Raw genomic sequence first — 14,864 nt, 5'->3', positions numbered from 1 at the left:
CCCGGTGCCGTCCTGATTCCCGTGGCGCGCGCTATGCGCCGGATCCGTCCGGGCGCGCCCGGACGATCATGATCAGACGGTCCGTCGCCTTGAGCGGGCTCGCCTCCGGGTCGTCGTACGCCAGCAGCCGGTGGCCGCGGAGCACGGACACCACGAGGTCGTCGGTGTCCCGCACCCCGCGTCCCACCTCCGCCTTGACGACGGGCCGTTCGACGAGGTCGAGGCCGCTGCCCTTCTGGATCAGGTCCTCCATGACGGTGCCCGCGCTGGGGCTGAGCACAGACATGCCCAGCAGCCTGCCCGCGGCGCTGGCGCTCGTGATGACCGCGTTCGCGCCCGACTGCCGCAGCAGCGGGGCGTTCTCCTCCTCCCGCACCGCCGCCACGATCTTCGCGGCGCGGTTGAGCTGCCGGGCGGTGAGCGTGACGAGCACGGCCGTGTCGTCGCGCTGGGTGGCGACGATGATCTGACGGGCCTTCTGGACCTCAGCGCGCAGCAGCACGTCGCTGCGGGTGGCGTCCCCGATGACGCCCGCGTAGCCGTGGGCGGTGGCCGACTCGACGACCTTGGGGTTGGGGTCGACCACGACGATCCGCTCCTTCTCCCGGGGGGAGGCGGACGGGCCGCAGATGGTCTGCACGGCGGAGCGCCCCTTGGTGCCGAAGCCGACGACGACGGTGTGATCGCGCAAGGCGGACCTCCAGCGGGTCAGACGCCATTGCTCGCGGGTGCGCTCGGTGAGGACCTCGAGGGTGGTGCCGACCAGGATGATCAGGAACAGGACACGCAGAGGCGTCACCAGCAGCACGTTGCTCAGCCGGGCGCTGTCGCTGTACGGGACGATGTCGCCGTATCCGGTGGTGGACAGGGTGACGGTGGAGTAGTAGACGGCGTCGAGGAAGTCCACGCTCCCGTCGGCGTTGTCGTGGTAGCCGGTACGGTCGGAGTAGACGATGAAGATCGTGGCGACCATGACCAGCAAGGCCATGAGCAGCCGCCGGCCGACCTGACGTATCGGCGCCACGCTGTAGCGGGGCAGCAGGACGCGGAAGTCGGTGTCGTGGTGGGCCTCGCGGGCGGCGGCGTCCTGGCGCGGGAGGATCACGGGGCGCCGCCCCCGGCGGCCTCGTGCCACTCGTCGTGACGCTCGGCGTACCACTCGGCGTGCCGGGCGAAGGTCAGCAGGAGGGCCTCGCCGCCCCGGACCGTGCCGCCCGGCGGGATGACCGCCAGCGCGTCGGCCGCGGCCAGGCCGCGCAGCATGGCGGGCCCGTGGAAGCTCAGCGGGCGGGCCGTGCCGTCGCCACGGCGAACGACGGGGACGAGGCGGGTGTCGGTGGGGTGACCGGCCACGGGCTCGGTGAGCCGGTCCGCCACCGGCCGCGCGGGCGGCCGGCCGGCGAGCGCCCGCAGCAGGGGCTCGGCGAGCGTCAGCAGGCCGGCGACGGCGGCGAGCGGGTTGCCGGGCAGGCCCACCAGGTGGCGGCCGGACGCGAGGCGGGCGAGCAGCATCGGGTGACCCGGACGCACCTCGACGCCGTCCACCAGCAGCTCCGCGCCCAGCCGGCGCAGCGTGGGGTGCACATGGTCGACGGGGCCGGCGGCGGTGCCGCCGGTGGTCAGGACGACGTCGGCGTCGGACGCCTCCAGGGCGGCGCGCAGCGCCGTCTCGTCGTCGCCGAGGCAGCGGGTCTGGGCCACTTCGGCCCCCAGGGCGCGCAGCCACGGGGCGAGCATCGGCCCGAGGGCGTCGCGGATCAGGCCGTCGTGCGGCAGCCCCTCGCGCAGCAGCTCGTCGCCCAGCACGAGCACCTCCACGCGGGGGCGGGGGACGACGCGCAGCTGGTCGTAGCCCGCGGCGGCCGCCAGGCCGAGAACGGCGGGGGTGACGAGCGTGCCGGCGGACAGCAGCACGTCGCCCGCCTGGCACTCCTGGCCCTTGGGCCGGATGTCCTGGCCCTGCGTCAGGTGCCGGCTCGCGTAGAGCTCCTCGTCCATGCGTACGGTGCCGTGCTCGCTGCGCAGGACGGCGGTGGCACCGGGCGGCACGCGCGCGCCCGTGGCGATGGGGACGGCCTCGCCGTCGGCCAGCGGGCCGGCGTCGCCGTGGCCGGCGAGCACGCCGCCGCCGTCCTTGGGCAGCCGCCACGGCCCGGGCCCCGCGACGGCCCAGCCGTCCATGGCGGAGGTGTCGAACGACGGCAGGTCGGTGAGCGCGGTCAGCCGTGCGGCGAGCAGGTGCCCGAGGGCGTCGCCGAGAGGCCGTACCGTCGGCTCGAGCGGCCGGGCGGCCCGGGAGGCCGCGGCGCGGGCGGCGGCCCAGGAGAGGTGTGTCTCTGCCATGGCGTGAGGGGCGTCCAGGAGGTGGGCCGGGCTGTCGGGGGCGGGGCCGGCCGGGTCGCCCTCGAGGGGCGAGGGGCCGGCGGGGCTCCCGGCCCGGGGGGACGGCGGGGTGGAGGCGGTGCCTTCCCGCGGCCGCATCGTGTCGTAGAACCGGACCCCGGCGAAGGGCACGTCGAGCTCGTCGTCGGCGGCGCGGGCGGTCGCGCCGGCCGGTGTGCTGTCGGTCGTGCCGGTGGTCGTGGGGGTGGTCGTGCCGATGGTTGTGCGGGGTGTCCTTCCGGCGGGCGTTCCGGCCGGCCCGCCGGGGGGCGCCGACGATGCCTCGTCGGCGAACGGGTCTTCGACGAAGTCGAAGAAGAAGCGGCCGCCGCCCGGGTGCGCCGAGCCGGCGCGCGGCCCCGGGCCGGGGGCCGCGCGGCGCTCGTCGGCGAGCAGGGACAGCGCCTCGTCGGTGGCCCGGTCGAGCCCCGAGTCACCCTCCAGGTCCCTCATGACGAGCCGTCCGGCGTCCCGGGCTCCTCGGCCGCCCGGGCCTCCTCGGCCCACCGTGCCGCCAGCGCCTCGGCCTCGCGGATCGCCGTCGCCACCGCCTCCGGTCCGCCGCCGCGCAAGGCGGCGACGTAGCCGACGAGGAAGGTCGTCAGGGGCGCCGCGGGCCGCGCCACGCCGTGCGCGGCGTCGCGCGCGAGATCGAGGAGACCGGTCTTGTCGACGTCGAGATCGATGCCCAGCTCCGCCTTGACCGCGGAGATCCATTCATCCAGCACGCTCCTATCGTCCCTGATGCGCCCACGGGCGGTGCTGATGTCCTCCCAGGTGTCGCAGTCGAAGGAGGCGGTGGGGTGGTGGACCCGGGCGAGCGAGAGGTCGGCGGTGACCAGCCGCAGCGGCAGCCCGGCGAGCGTGCCGTGCTCGGCCGCGAGCAGGGCGAGCTCGCGGCGCAGCGACTCCGTGCGGTAGGCGGCCACCAGCGGCTGTTCCCGGCCGCCGGGGTCGGTGAGCACGGCGCCGTCTGCGGCCGGGGTGCCGTCCAGCGCCTCGAGCAGCGCCCGTACGGCCGCCGGGGTCAGGAACGGCAGGTCCGCCGAGAGGACGAGCACCCGCTCGGCCGCGACCCGGCGCAGCCCGGCGTCCAGCCCGGCCAGGGGGCCGCCGCCCGGGGGCTCCTCGCGGGCCCAGGTCACCGGCCGGGCCGTGGCACGCCGCGGTCCGACCACCACCGTGCGCCCGGCGTCGTCGCAGGCGCCCAGGACCCGGTCCAGGAGCGTCCGGCCCCCGACCCGCAGCCCGGGCTTGTCCGCCCCGCCCAGACGCCGTGCGGCGCCTCCGGCGAGCACTACCGCGTCGTAAACCGTCATCCGTCGAGTATGGCCAGGCCTACGGGCACGGTGGACGGCGGCGGGCCCCCTGCTCGGACGGCCCGCGTCGGACCGCCCACCTCAGACGGACCGCGTCAGACGGACCGCGTCAGACGGACCGCAGCAGCACCGCCGGCTGCTCCACGCAGTCGGCCACGTACCGCAGGAAGCCTCCCGCCGTTCCGCCGTCGCACACCCGGTGGTCGAAGGTGAACGACAGCTGGACCACCTGCCGTATCGCCAACTCCCCGTCGTGCACCCACGGCTTGGGGGCTATCCGGCCGACGCCGAGCATGGCCGCTTCCGGGTGGTTGATGATGGGCGTGGAGCCGTCGACGCCGAACACCCCGTAGTTGTTCAGGGTGAACGTACCGCCGGTCAGCTCGGCCGGGCTGAGCTTGCCCGCCCGCGCGGCCTCGGTGAGCCGGGCCATCTCGACCGACAGCTCGACGGCGTTGCGCGCGTGGGCGTCCCGGACGACCGGCACGACCAGGCCGCGGTCGGTCTGCGCCGCGAACCCCAGATGGACGTCGGGCAGCCGGACGATCTCCTGGGCGTCGACGTCGACGGTCGCGTTGAGCTCGGGGTACTTCGCGAGGGCCGCCGTGCAGATCCGCGCCAGGAGGGCCAGCAGGGACACCTTGGCCCCTCCGGAGGCGTTCATCGCGTGGCGGGCCGCCATCAGCTCCGTGGCGTCCGCGTCCACCCAGCACGTCGCGTCGGGGATCTCCCGGCGGCTGCGGCTCAGCTTCTCCGCGGCCACGCCGCGCGCTCCGCGCAGCGGCACGCGCAGCCCGTCGGCCGTCCGGCGGCCCGCCGCGACACGGCGGCCGGAACGCGCCGCCGGGCGGGCCGCGTGGCCGGCCTGCGTCTCGCGCGACGCCGGGGCGGCGGGCACCGTCTGTGCCGCGTGCGCCGCCCGATCGACGTCGGCGCGCAGTATCAGCCCGTCCGGGCCGGTGCCGCGCACCTGGGCGAGGTCGACGCCGCGTTCGCGGGCGAGGCGCCGTACGAGCGGGGAGATGACCGCGACGGCCGTGGGCGCGGGGTCCGGCTCGGCCGGGCGCGCGCCGTCCTGGCCGGTCGGCCGGACCCGGCGGCGACGTGCCGCGGGGGCCTGCGTGCCGTAGCCGACCAGCACATTGCCCGAGCCCTCGTCCTGGCCGCCGTCGCCGTCCCGGGCGGCGGCCGCGTCCCCGGCGGGCGGCCGGGGCGACGGCTCGCCCACCGCGACCGTCAGCAGCGGTGCGCCGACGGGCAGTTCCGTCCCCTCGTCGCCGAAGCGGGCGGTGACCACTCCCCCGTAGGGGCAGGGGACCTCCACCATCGCCTTCGCCGTCTCGACCTCGACCACGGGCTGGTCGACGGCGACGACGTCGCCGACGTTCACCAGCCAGCGGACGACCTGTGCCTCCGTGAGTCCTTCACCCAGGTCGGGCAGCGTGAACTCGCGCACCACGGCCATCAGCGCGCACCACTCTCATATTCGTCGACGGTCCATTCCGATTCCCACTGCAGGCGCGCCACCGCGTCCAGCACCCTGTCGACGCCGGGGAGATGGTGCTTCTCCAGCATGGGCGGCGGATACGGGATGTCCAGCCCCGCGACGCGCAGCACCGGCGCCTCCAGGTGGTGGAAGCAGCGCTCGGTGATGCGGGCCGCGATCTCGCCGCCCGGGCCGGCGAAGCCGGGCGACTCGTGGACGACCACGGCCCGGCCGGTGCGGCGTACGGAGGCGCAGACGGTCTCCTCGTCGAAGGGCACCAGCGACCTGAGGTCGACGACCTCCAGGTCCCAGCCCTCGGCGGTGGCCGCCTGGGCGGCCTCCATGCAGACCGGCACCGACGGCCCGTAGGTGATGAGCGTCGCGGAGGTGCCCGGCCGGCGGACGACCGCGCGGCCGATGCCGGGGACCGGCTCGGGGTGGTCGGGGTCCCAGTCGGCCTTGGACCAGTAGAGCCGCTTGGGCTCCAGGAAGATCACCGGGTCGTCCGAGGCGATCGCGGCGCGCAGCAGGCCGTAGGCGTCGGCGACGGTCGCCGGAGCCACCACGTGGAGGCCGGGCGTGGCCATGTAGTAGGCCTCGGAGGAGTCGCTGTGGTGCTCGACGCCGCCGATGCCGCCGCCGTAGGGGACGCGGACGGTGATCGGCATGGGCAGGGCGCCACGCGTGCGGTTGCGCATGCGGGAGACGTGGCTGACGAGCTGCTCGAGCGCGGGGTACGCGAAGGCGTCGAACTGCATCTCCACGACGGGCCGCAGCCCGTACATGGCCATGCCGACCGCCGTGCCGAGGATGCCGGCCTCGGCCAGCGGGGTGTCCGTGCAGCGCTCCTCGCCGAACTCCTTGGCCAGCCCGTCGGTGACCCGGAAGACGCCGCCCAGGGTGCCGACGTCCTCGCCGAGGACGTGGACGGCCGGGTCGTCGGCCATGGCGTCGCGCAGGGCGCGGCCGAGGGCCTGCGCCATGGTGGCGGGCTTACGGCCGGCGTCGACAGGCGCGGTGGTCATCGCTGCCTTCCTTCCTGGGGGCCGCCTCCGTGGGCGTCCGGGAACTCCCCCGCCGCGGACAGCTCGGCTCGCAATTGTGCTTGCTGCTCGCGCAGTTGGGCAGTCTGCTCGGCGTAAACATGCGCGAACAATTCCATCGGGTCGAGCACGGGGTCCTGGTGCATCCGCTCGCGCAGATCGGCGGCCATGCGCTCGGCCGCGTCCCGTTCGGCCTGTATGACGCTGTCGTCGAGCAGCCCGCGACGGGTCATCTCGCGCTCCATCAGCGCGATCGGGTCGTGCGCGCGCCAGGCCTCGACCTCGGCGTCGCTGCGGTAGCGGGTGGCGTCGTCGGCGTTGGTGTGCGCGTCGACGCGGTAGGTGACGGCCTCGACCAGCGTGGGCCCCCCGCCGGCGCGGGCTCGCCGCACGGCCTCGGAGAGGACCTCGTGGACGGCCGGGGCGTCGTTGCCGTCGACCAGCCGGCCGGGCATGCCGTAGCCGACCGCCTTGTGGGCGAGCGACGGCGCGGCGGTCTGTTTGGCGAGCGGCACGGAGATGGCGAAGCCGTTGTTCTGCACGAGGAAGACGACCGGGGCCCGCCAGACGGCGGCGAAATTGAGCGCCTCGTGGAAGTCGCCCTCGCTCGTTCCCCCGTCGCCCACCATGGCCAGCGCCACGACGTCGTCGCCCTTGAGCCGCGCGGCGTGCGCGAGGCCGACCGCGTGGGGGAGCTGGGTGGCCAGCGGGGTGCACAGCGGGGCGACGCGGTGTTCGTGCGGGTCGTAGCCGGTGTGCCAGTCGCCGCGCAGCAGCGTCAGGGCCTCGACGGGGTCCAGCCCCCGCGCCACGGCGGCCAGCGTGTCGCGATAGCTGGGGAAGAGCCAGTCGCGCTCCTCCAGGGCCAGGGCGGCGGCGACCTCGCAGGCCTCCTGGCCGGTGGAGGACGGATAGACGGCCAGCCTGCCCTGTCGGGTCAGGGCGGTGGCCTGGGTGTTGTAGCGCCTGCCGCGCACAAGTTGGCCGTACAGCCGCTTCAGCAGCTCCGGGTCCAGCCTGTCGGCGGCCTCGGTGCCCAGCAGACGGTAGGGCTCCGCGTCGGGCAACAGCGGCGCGGGGTCGGTACGGGGTTGCCAGGCCGGGGGCGGGGTGGGCCGGTACGAGCCGGGCTGCTCCAGAACCGTCATGGCGAGCACCTCCTCTTGGGACGAGCTTGACCGGAAAGCGACCTGCGCTCTCCCTACCGATTGTTCGGTTGACGGCACTTTTTGGCTACAGGCGGCCCAAGCCTGTGGACAAACGGTTCTCCACAGCCTGAGATATGGGCAGGGCGTCCATGAAGGGGAGGCATGGCGGTATGCCGGACGAACAGATGGCCACTTCGGGCGGCAGGCAGGCCGCCCGTCCGCTCGACGACATCGACCGCTCGATTCTGCGCATGCTCCAGAGCAACGGCCGGGCCTCGATACGGTCCGTGGCCGAGCGTGTACACGTCTCGCGGGCGAACGCCTACGCGCGGATCAACCGGCTCATCGACGACGGGGTCATCCGGGGCTTCGGCGCCCGCGTCGACCAGGAGCGGGCCGGTCACGGCGCGTCGGCGTACATCACCATGAAGATCGTCCAGAACTCCTGGCGGACGGTCCGCGAACAGCTCAGAGAGCTGCCGGGGGTGGCGCACATCGCCCTGGTCAGCGGGGATTTCGACGTCCTGCTGCTGGTGCACACCAAGGACAACCGCGCCCTGCGCGAGCTGGTCCTGACCCGCATCCAGGCCATCGAGGACGTGCTGAGCACCCGGACGTTACTGGTCTTCGAGGAGACGGACCTGAAGGAGGACCGGCACTCCGGCCAGGACCGCCCCCTCGAGGAGGGCCGCTAGCGGTACGTGCGCCGCTAGCGGTACGTGCGCAGGCCGGCGAAGGCGGTGCGGACGACGGCGTCGGCGACCTCGTCGCTGGTGGCCGCCCCGCCACGCTCCGGGCGGTACCACTCCACGACGGAATTGATCATTCCGAAGAGCAGCCTGGTCGCCAGCCGGACGTCCACGTCCTCGCGCAGGTCGCCGTCCGCGGCGGCCTCCTTCAGGAGCTCGGCGACCTGGTGGTCGAACTCGCGGCGGCGCTCCATCGCCCAGCGCTCGGTGCCGGTGTTGCCCCGCACCCGCAGCAGCAGCGTCACGTACGGCAGCTCGGCCATGAGCACCTCCACCGTGCGCCGGGTGACGTACTCCAGCCGGTCGATGGCCCGCCCGCCGGTGGCCCCCGGCTCGTCCAGGACGGCGAAGAGCTCGTCGAGCGCGCGGCTTATCGCCAGCCGCAGGAGCTCCTCCTTGCCCTTGACGTGGTGGTAGATGGAGGACTTGGAGATTCCGGCCGCCTTGGAGAGGTGCTCCATGGACGTGCCGTCGTAGCCCCGCTCGTTGAACACCGTGACGGCGACCGCGAGCAGCGATTCGGGCGTGTAGGTGTCGCGCTTGGCCATGGTCATGATTACAGCAGGCTCTCTTCGACGGCCGCACGGCGGCGCAGGGGCTGGCAGGCGGCGTAGCGGCCGCCTGGGTATTCGTCGTCCAGGTTCCGCAGTACGCCGCGGACCCAGCCGTAGCCGATCGACCGGCCCCACTCCAGGGGGCCCATCGGGTAGTTCACGCCCAGACGCATGGCGGTGTCGGTGTCCTCGCGGCTCGCGACGCCACGGCCCGCGGCGTCCTCGGCGAAGTCGACGAGCATCGCGACCGTCCGGGCGACGATCATCCCGGGGACGTCGCCGATGACGCTGACGTTCTTGCCCAGGGCCTGGAACAGGCCGGTCGCCGCCGTCAGGTCCGCTGCGGGCACGGTCTCGGCGGCCGCGAGCGCCACACGTGAGCAGTCGCGGTAGTCGAGGGCGAGGTCGAAGGTGATGCGCGGGCTCCGGTGCGCCCTGTCCGTGGCGCCCGAGCCGTCGGCCAGGGTGAGCTCCGTGCCGCCGGGGAGTGCGATGAACCCGTCCTGACCTGCGACTGCGCGGTCGTGGACGACCTTGATACCCGCCTCTTCGATCATCGAGTGCAGGACGTCGGCGTTGGCGGGCAGCCGGCCGTGCAGGCCGACCGTGCCGGGGGCCGCGCACGGCTCGGCGGTGTGCGGGCGAGGGTGCGCCGCGCCCTCGGCGTGGTCGAACCAGCCCCGGCCCGACTTCCGGCCCAGCAGGCCGGCCTCGACCAGGCGCTGCTGGGAGAGCGCGGGCCGGAATCTCGGGTCATGGAAGAAGGCTTCGTAGACCGAACGGGTGACGGCGTTGTTCACATCCTGGCCGATGAGGTCGGTCAGTTCGAAGGGCCCCATGGCGAAGCCGCCGCTCTCGCGCAGCACCGCGTCGATGGTGGCAGGGTCCGCCGCGCCCTCCTCGTGGACGCGGAAGGCCTCGGCGTAGAAGGGCCGCGCGACGCGGTTGACGATGAAGCCGGGGGTGTCGGCGCAGCTCACCGGCGTCTTGCCCCACGCGGCCACGGTGGCCCGGGCGCGGTCGGCGGCCGCCCGGTCCGTGGCGTGACCGCGGACGACCTCCACCAGCGGCAGCAGCGGTGCGGGGTTGAAGAAGTGCAGGCCGACGAGGCGTCCGGGCAGGCGCAGCGCGCCGCCGACGGCGGTGACGGAGAGGGAGGAGGTGTTGGTGGCGAGCAGGCAGTCGTCCCGGACGACCGATTCCAGGCGGACGAACAGCTTCTGTTTGGCGTCGAGTTGCTCGAGAATCGCCTCGATGACGAGCGCCGAGTCGGCGAGTTCGGCCGGGTCCTCGGCGGGGCGCAGGCCCTCGAGGGCCGCATCCCGGCGGGCCGCGTCGAGCCTGCCCTTGTCCACGAGGCGGTCGAGGCGGGCGGCGATGGCGCGTCCGGCCTCCGCCGCGCGGCCCGGTGCGGCGTCGTACAGCCGCACGGGGTGCCCGGCGAGCAGGGCGACCTGGGCGATGCCCTGGCCCATGGTCCCGGTACCGACGACCGAGACGGTGCGGGCCGGGTCGATTGCGGTCATGGCAGTGATCCTCCCCGATGAGTTGTCCACAGGTTCGCCGGGCCCTCTTGTCCCGACCGATCGTTCGGTTACTGTATCCATCGGGGGTGCTGCCGGTCCCCCGTATCTGTCGGTCCCCCGTATCGGAGCCCCGCTCGACGAGGAGTTGGTCAGACGTGACCGCCGCACTCACCACCGCCCAGTTGACCGAGAAGCACCTCCCGACCCTCGACCAGGCGCTGGACGCCATCCGCACGCGCGCGTACTGGTCCCCGTACCCCGAGCACCCCAAGGCCTACGGCCCCGAGGGCATCGCCGGGAGCCTGGACGCCGCCGCGGGCCAGGCCGCCTTCGACGCCCTGCGCGGCAAGCGCTTCGAGCTGGACCAGCCGGGCACGGACGGCTGGACGGCCACGGAGGTCTCGCCCTTCGGCCTGGAGCTGGGCGTGGAGTATCCGCACGCCGACATCGATGTCCTGCTGCCGGCCCTGCGCGCGGCCATGCCCGCCTGGCGGGACGCCGGGCCGCGGGCCCGGGCGGCGGTCTGCCTGGAGATCCTCGCCCGCGTCAACGCCCGCACCCACGAGTTCGCGCACGCGGTCATGCACACCAGCGGCCAGGCGTTCATGATGGCCTTCCAGGCCGGCGGCCCGCACGCCCAGGACCGCGCCCTGGAGGCCGTCGCCTACGCCTACGAGGCCCAGACCGCCGCTCCCGCGTCCGCCCAGTGGGTCAAGCCGCAGGGCAAGCGTGATCCCCTGGAGATGAACAAGCAGTTCACGGCCGTGCCGCGGGGCGTCGCGCTGCTCATCGGCTGCAACACCTTCCCCACATGGAACGGCTTCCCCGGGCTGTTCGCCTCCCTGGCCACCGGCAACGCCGTGCTGGTCAAGCCGCACCCGCGCGCGGTGCTGCCGCTCGCGCTGACCGTGCGCATCGCCCGCGAGGTGCTGAGGGAGGCCGGCTTCTCCCCCGACCTGGTGGCGCTGGCCGCCGAGCGGGACGGCGAGGGCATCGCCAAGTCCCTGGCGCTGCGCCCGGAGATCCGCATCATCGACTACACCGGCTCCACCGCCTTCGGCGACTGGCTGGAGGAGAACGCCCGCCAGGCCCAGGTCTTCACGGAGAAGGCCGGGGTCAACACCGTGGTCATCCACTCCACGGACGACTACAAGGGCATGCTCTCCAACCTGGCCTTCTCCCTGTCGCTCTACAGCGGCCAGATGTGCACCACCCCGCAGAACCTCCTCATCCCGCGCGAGGGCATCGGCACCGACGCCGGCCACAAGACCTACGACGAGGTCGTGGCCGACCTGGCGACCGCCGTGGACAAGCTGCTGGGCGACGACGCCCGGGCCAACGCCCTGCTGGGCGCCATCGTCAACGACGGAGTGAAGTCCCGCCTCGAGGCGGCCGCGCAGCTCGGCGAGGTGGCGCTGGCCTCCCGGTCCGTGGCCAACCCCGACTTCCCCGGCGCCACGGTCCGCACGCCCGTGATCGTCAAGCTGGACGGGGCGAAGCCGGACAGCGAGGCGGTCTACCGCTCGGAGTGCTTCGGCCCGGTCTCGTTCGCGGTCGCCGTCGACTCGGCGGCGGACGCCGTGGAGCTGCTGCGCGGCACGGTGCGCGACAAGGGCGCGATGACGGTCGGCGCGTACACCACGGCGGCGGACGTCGAGCGGCTGGTGGAGGAGGCCTGTCTGGAGGAGTGCGCCCAGCTCTCCCTCAACCTCACCGGCGGCGTGTACCTCAACCAGACGGCCGCCTTCTCCGACTTCCACGGCTCCGGCGGCAACCCGGCGGCCAACGCCGCGCTGTGCGACAGCGCGTTCGTGGCGACGCGCTTCCGGACGGTGGAGGTGCGCCGGCCGGCCTGATCCGGTCAGAGCGGCGCCGGGCCGCCCCAGTGGAAGAGCGCCATGGCGACGCTGGTGGCGAGGTTGTAGCTGGAGACCTGGGGGCGCATGGGCAGGGCGACCAGCCGGGTCGCCCTCTCCCGCAGGTCCGGCGAGATGCCGTGCCGTTCGGAGCCGAAGGCGATCAGAGCGTCGTCGGGGAGGGGGACGGACCGGATGTCGTCGCCCTCCGGGTCCAGGACGTACAGCGGCCCGGGCGGCAGTTCCTCCAGGGGCAGCCGCTCGACGGCCGTGGCGTAGTGCAGGCCGGCGCCCGAGCGCACGGCGTTGGGGTGCCAGGGGTCGAGGTCTCCGGTGGTGACCACGCCCGCGGCCCCGAACCCGGCAGCCAGGCGCACGACCGCGCCGACGTTGCCGAGGTTGCGGGGGTTGTCCAGGACGACTACGGGCGACCGCCGGGGCAGTCGCGACATGGCGTCGAGGTTGGCCGTGCGGTTCCGGCGTTCGGCCAGGGCGGCCACGCCCGTCGGGTGGACCCTGGGCACGAGCTCGCGCAGCGTGCCCGCGGGCACCTCCACCAAGAGCCGGTCGAGAGTGTCCGTCAGGTCGTCGGCGAGATCGGCCGCGAGCGCGAGTGCGGCCGTCTTGTCACTGGTGACGGCCGCCCGCACGGGGGCTTCGAAGCGCAGGGCGTGCTTGAGCGCGTGGAAGCCGTCGAGCAGTACGGCGTCGGGGGCGGTGGCCTCCCAGAGCCGCAACGCGGCGGCGGCCCTGGCGTCGTCCTCGGTCATGCGCCTCAGCCTACGGGGCGGATTTCTCCGTCTCCGGCGGCGCCTCCCGGCGGATGCCGGGAACGACCGCCCCGGGTCCGGCGGGGAGCTCCGGCCGCGCCGCGGGACGGGCGCCGAGCACCAGCGTCCGTACGGCGTCCCCGACCCGCCGCAGGAAGGAGGTGGGCAGGAAGACGGCGTCCGCCACGATCATCGCCAGGGAGAAGAACGGCAGCCCGAGCAGCACGGCGATCCCCACGTGCTCGGCCATCATCACCGCCAGCAGGACGTTCTTGACCCGCCGGTTCAGCAGCGTGAAGGGGAACGCCACCTGCACGGCCACCGTGCCGTAGCTCAGCAGCAGCACGATGACCCCGCTGCCCGCGAGCAGGTGGGAGAGCCCCGGCCAGGGCGAGAAGTAGTCGAGGTGCATCGGGTAGTACAGCGCGGTGCCGTCCTGCCAGCGCGAGCCCTGCACCTTGTACCAGCCGGCCGTGGCGTAGATCAGGCAGACCTCGGCCATGATCACCAACAGCGCGGCGTTGTGCGCCAGATGGGCCAGCGTGTCGAGCACGGCCCGGGGCTCACCGGGGGCGTGCTTGCAGGCGAGCCACCACAGGCCGTGCACCAGCCACAGGCCCCACAGGGCGGTCGCCCAGCCGATCCCCGGCAGCGGGCCGCGCGCGGTCCACGACAGCCCGGTCCCGCCCAGGGCCTGCGCGGCGACGAGCGCGAGACCGCACGCCGCCCACAGCACGATGCCGGGCACGTCCCGGTCCGCACCGAGCTCCGCGGCGTCGCGTCCGGCGCGGCGCGCGGCGCGCCGGGCGTCGAGCGACCAGACCTGGCCGCAGCGGGTGAACACCGTGTACAGCGCCATCAGATGGATGACGTTGTCGCCGCCGTCGCCGATGAAGACGCTGCGGTTCTGCAACGCCAGCACACCGAGCATGTACAGCACCGACATGGTGCGCGTGCGCCACCCGAGCATCAGCAGTGCGCTGGAGACGATCGCCAGCGCGTAGACCGTCTCGAACCACAGGCTTCCCCGGGACCACATCAGCGTGGTGAAGGCGTGGTTGTCGGCGATCAGCTGCCGGGCCAGGTCCCAGCTCCAGGGCGAGTCTGGTCCGTAGAGCTCATGGCGGTTGGGCCATTCGCGCAGCAGGTAGCACAGCCAGGTGAAGGACAGCCCGATGCGGACGACGGCCGTCTGGTACGGGCCCAGGGAGGAGCCGGTGACGCGGGCGAGCCCGCGCTGGAGGGCGGAGGCGTTCATCGGTTCTTCGCCTCCGGGAGGTCCGCGGTGGTGACCGGCCACCAGGGCAGCACCCGGTGGACCGGCCTGGTGTCGGCCTTCTCCTCGCTCCACGGCGGCGGTGCGACGGGCACGGTCACGGACCGCACCTGCACGCGGTCGACCGGCCGGCCGTCCCGCTCGGCGCCCAGCCGGGAGACGACGAGGCGGCGGACGTACTGCTCGGAGAGGCGACCGCGCAGGCCGCTCGGCTGCTCGCGGGCGTCATGGGTGCCGGAGTAGAAGTCCCAGGCGCGGCGGAGCTCGTTCTGCCGGGTGTGGCTGGGCAGGGGGTGGTGGAGGATGGCCGCGCCGTCCTGGGCGGACAGGTCGGTCCAGGGGGTGACGACCGGGCGGCCGTCGGGTCCGCGCAGCTCGGCGCGCGCCTGGACGGCGATGTTCTGCTGCAGCGGGTTGGGGGCGAAGAACTTCCAGTTCTGTTCGAACTCCGGGAGGACGTAGTCGTCGATCTCCGCCGCGTGCTGCTTGCTGACGGTGTTCGCGGGCGCCACGTGCAGGAACACCATCGTCAGGTGCACGGCCGCGGCCACCGCCACCACAGCGGCCCCGGCCGCGACGACGACGCGTGAGAGCAGGGACAGCCCCTCCAGTCCGGCGTCGCCGCCGGGCCGCTCGTGTCCGTCGTCCGTTTCCATACCCGCCCCGTTTCGCTGTGCCGCGCCTGGTGCCGCGCCCTGCTGCCATGTGCACGCCGTCTCGGCGCGCACCCGAACCGTACCGACGACGCCCCACGA

13 protein-coding genes are annotated in these 14,864 nt (G+C 73.8%); 2 read left to right on the top strand and 11 right to left on the bottom strand.

Features of this window, described 5'->3' with window-relative positions; translation table 11 throughout:
- Window positions 1–31 precede the first annotated feature (31 nt).
- The 6 genes from AB4K12_RS15570 to pdhA all read right to left on the bottom strand — a co-directional run bounded on the left by AB4K12_RS15570 (window position 32) and on the right by pdhA (window position 7,378).
- A complete protein-coding gene (locus tag AB4K12_RS15570; protein WP_368434766.1) occupies window positions 32–1,105 on the bottom strand; it encodes a TrkA family potassium uptake protein in 1,074 nt (357 codons plus the stop codon).
- Window positions 1,102–2,835, bottom strand: coding sequence for a molybdopterin molybdotransferase MoeA (locus tag AB4K12_RS15565; protein WP_368434765.1), 1,734 nt, complete (start codon window positions 2,833–2,835; stop codon window positions 1,102–1,104). The genes AB4K12_RS15570 and AB4K12_RS15565 overlap by 4 nt, the downstream gene beginning before the upstream one ends.
- Window positions 2,832–3,701 (bottom strand): NTP transferase domain-containing protein, encoded by an 870-nt coding sequence (locus tag AB4K12_RS15560; protein ID WP_368434764.1) that lies wholly within the window; start codon window positions 3,699–3,701, stop codon window positions 2,832–2,834. Before AB4K12_RS15560 ends, AB4K12_RS15565 begins: the two co-directional genes overlap by 4 nt.
- Window positions 3,702–3,810: 109 nt before the next feature.
- Complete coding sequence (locus tag AB4K12_RS15555; RefSeq protein ID WP_368434763.1) at window positions 3,811–5,166, bottom strand: dihydrolipoamide acetyltransferase family protein; 1,356 nt, start codon at window positions 5,164–5,166, stop codon at window positions 3,811–3,813.
- Window positions 5,166–6,212: an alpha-ketoacid dehydrogenase subunit beta gene (locus tag AB4K12_RS15550; protein WP_368434762.1), complete on the bottom strand. Its 1,047-nt coding sequence runs from the start codon at window positions 6,210–6,212 to the stop codon at window positions 5,166–5,168. Before AB4K12_RS15550 ends, AB4K12_RS15555 begins: the two co-directional genes overlap by 1 nt.
- Window positions 6,209–7,378 carry a pyruvate dehydrogenase (acetyl-transferring) E1 component subunit alpha gene (gene pdhA, locus AB4K12_RS15545; protein ID WP_368434761.1) on the bottom strand — a complete coding sequence of 390 codons (1,170 nt, stop codon included), beginning with the start codon at window positions 7,376–7,378 and terminating at the stop codon, window positions 6,209–6,211. The genes AB4K12_RS15550 and pdhA overlap by 4 nt, the downstream gene beginning before the upstream one ends.
- Window positions 7,379–7,548: 170 nt before the next feature.
- On the opposite strand from pdhA, the gene AB4K12_RS15540 reads away from it, so the two are divergent.
- Window positions 7,549–8,073 carry an Lrp/AsnC family transcriptional regulator gene (locus AB4K12_RS15540; RefSeq protein ID WP_368434760.1) on the top strand — a complete coding sequence of 175 codons (525 nt, stop codon included), beginning with the start codon at window positions 7,549–7,551 and terminating at the stop codon, window positions 8,071–8,073.
- Between the two features lie 14 nt (window positions 8,074–8,087).
- Here AB4K12_RS15540 and AB4K12_RS15535 read toward each other — a convergent pair whose 3' ends face one another.
- Window positions 8,088–8,681, bottom strand: a complete 594-nt coding sequence (locus tag AB4K12_RS15535) for a TetR/AcrR family transcriptional regulator (protein WP_368434759.1) — start codon at window positions 8,679–8,681, stop codon at window positions 8,088–8,090.
- A gap of 2 nt (window positions 8,682–8,683) precedes the next feature.
- Window positions 8,684–10,207, bottom strand: coding sequence for a 3-hydroxyacyl-CoA dehydrogenase (locus AB4K12_RS15530; protein ID WP_368434758.1), 1,524 nt, complete (start codon window positions 10,205–10,207; stop codon window positions 8,684–8,686).
- 155 nt (window positions 10,208–10,362) lie between these two features.
- On the opposite strand from AB4K12_RS15530, the gene paaN reads away from it, so the two are divergent.
- Window positions 10,363–12,063 carry a phenylacetic acid degradation protein PaaN gene (paaN, locus tag AB4K12_RS15525; RefSeq protein WP_368434757.1) on the top strand — a complete coding sequence of 567 codons (1,701 nt, stop codon included), beginning with the start codon at window positions 10,363–10,365 and terminating at the stop codon, window positions 12,061–12,063.
- 5 nt (window positions 12,064–12,068) lie between these two features.
- On the opposite strand, the gene AB4K12_RS15520 is transcribed toward paaN, so the two are convergent.
- From AB4K12_RS15520 to AB4K12_RS15510, 3 genes are read right to left on the bottom strand one after another with little or no spacing between them, the layout of a single operon-like run.
- On the bottom strand, window positions 12,069–12,833 hold the full coding sequence (locus tag AB4K12_RS15520; RefSeq protein WP_368434756.1) for a TrmH family RNA methyltransferase: 765 nt from the start codon (window positions 12,831–12,833) through the stop codon (window positions 12,069–12,071).
- Between the two features lie 10 nt (window positions 12,834–12,843).
- On the bottom strand, window positions 12,844–14,091 hold the full coding sequence (locus AB4K12_RS15515; RefSeq protein ID WP_368434755.1) for an HTTM domain-containing protein: 1,248 nt from the start codon (window positions 14,089–14,091) through the stop codon (window positions 12,844–12,846).
- Window positions 14,088–14,765 carry a DUF5819 family protein gene (locus AB4K12_RS15510; protein WP_368434754.1) on the bottom strand — a complete coding sequence of 226 codons (678 nt, stop codon included), beginning with the start codon at window positions 14,763–14,765 and terminating at the stop codon, window positions 14,088–14,090. Before AB4K12_RS15510 ends, AB4K12_RS15515 begins: the two co-directional genes overlap by 4 nt.
- Between the last annotated feature and the right edge of the window lie 99 nt (window positions 14,766–14,864).

It is taken from the genome of Streptomyces sp. C36, from assembly GCF_040932295.1.
In the GTDB taxonomy this organism is placed as follows: Bacteria; Actinomycetota; Actinomycetes; order Streptomycetales; family Streptomycetaceae; genus Streptomyces; species Streptomyces triculaminicus.
This window is presented reverse-complemented; position numbering and strand designations above follow the sequence as displayed.

What these genes read in the sequence shown, in the direction of transcription:
- AB4K12_RS15515 (WP_368434755.1), bottom strand. Translation starts at nt 14,091, where the DNA reads ATGAACGCCTCCGCCCTCCAGCGCGGGCTCGCCCGCGTCACCGGCTCC.
- AB4K12_RS15510 (WP_368434754.1), bottom strand. Translation starts at nt 14,765, where the DNA reads ATGGAAACGGACGACGGACACGAGCGGCCCGGCGGCGACGCCGGACTG.
- AB4K12_RS15565 (WP_368434765.1), bottom strand. Translation starts at nt 2,835, where the DNA reads ATGAGGGACCTGGAGGGTGACTCGGGGCTCGACCGGGCCACCGACGAG.
- AB4K12_RS15540 (WP_368434760.1), top strand. Translation starts at nt 7,549, where the DNA reads ATGCCGGACGAACAGATGGCCACTTCGGGCGGCAGGCAGGCCGCCCGT.
- AB4K12_RS15550 (WP_368434762.1), bottom strand. Translation starts at nt 6,212, where the DNA reads ATGACCACCGCGCCTGTCGACGCCGGCCGTAAGCCCGCCACCATGGCG.
- AB4K12_RS15520 (WP_368434756.1), bottom strand. Translation starts at nt 12,833, where the DNA reads ATGACCGAGGACGACGCCAGGGCCGCCGCCGCGTTGCGGCTCTGGGAG.
- AB4K12_RS15535 (WP_368434759.1), bottom strand. Translation starts at nt 8,681, where the DNA reads ATGACCATGGCCAAGCGCGACACCTACACGCCCGAATCGCTGCTCGCG.
- AB4K12_RS15555 (WP_368434763.1), bottom strand. Translation starts at nt 5,166, where the DNA reads ATGGCCGTGGTGCGCGAGTTCACGCTGCCCGACCTGGGTGAAGGACTC.
- pdhA (WP_368434761.1), bottom strand. Translation starts at nt 7,378, where the DNA reads ATGACGGTTCTGGAGCAGCCCGGCTCGTACCGGCCCACCCCGCCCCCG.
- AB4K12_RS15530 (WP_368434758.1), bottom strand. Translation starts at nt 10,207, where the DNA reads ATGACCGCAATCGACCCGGCCCGCACCGTCTCGGTCGTCGGTACCGGG.
- AB4K12_RS15560 (WP_368434764.1), bottom strand. Translation starts at nt 3,701, where the DNA reads ATGACGGTTTACGACGCGGTAGTGCTCGCCGGAGGCGCCGCACGGCGT.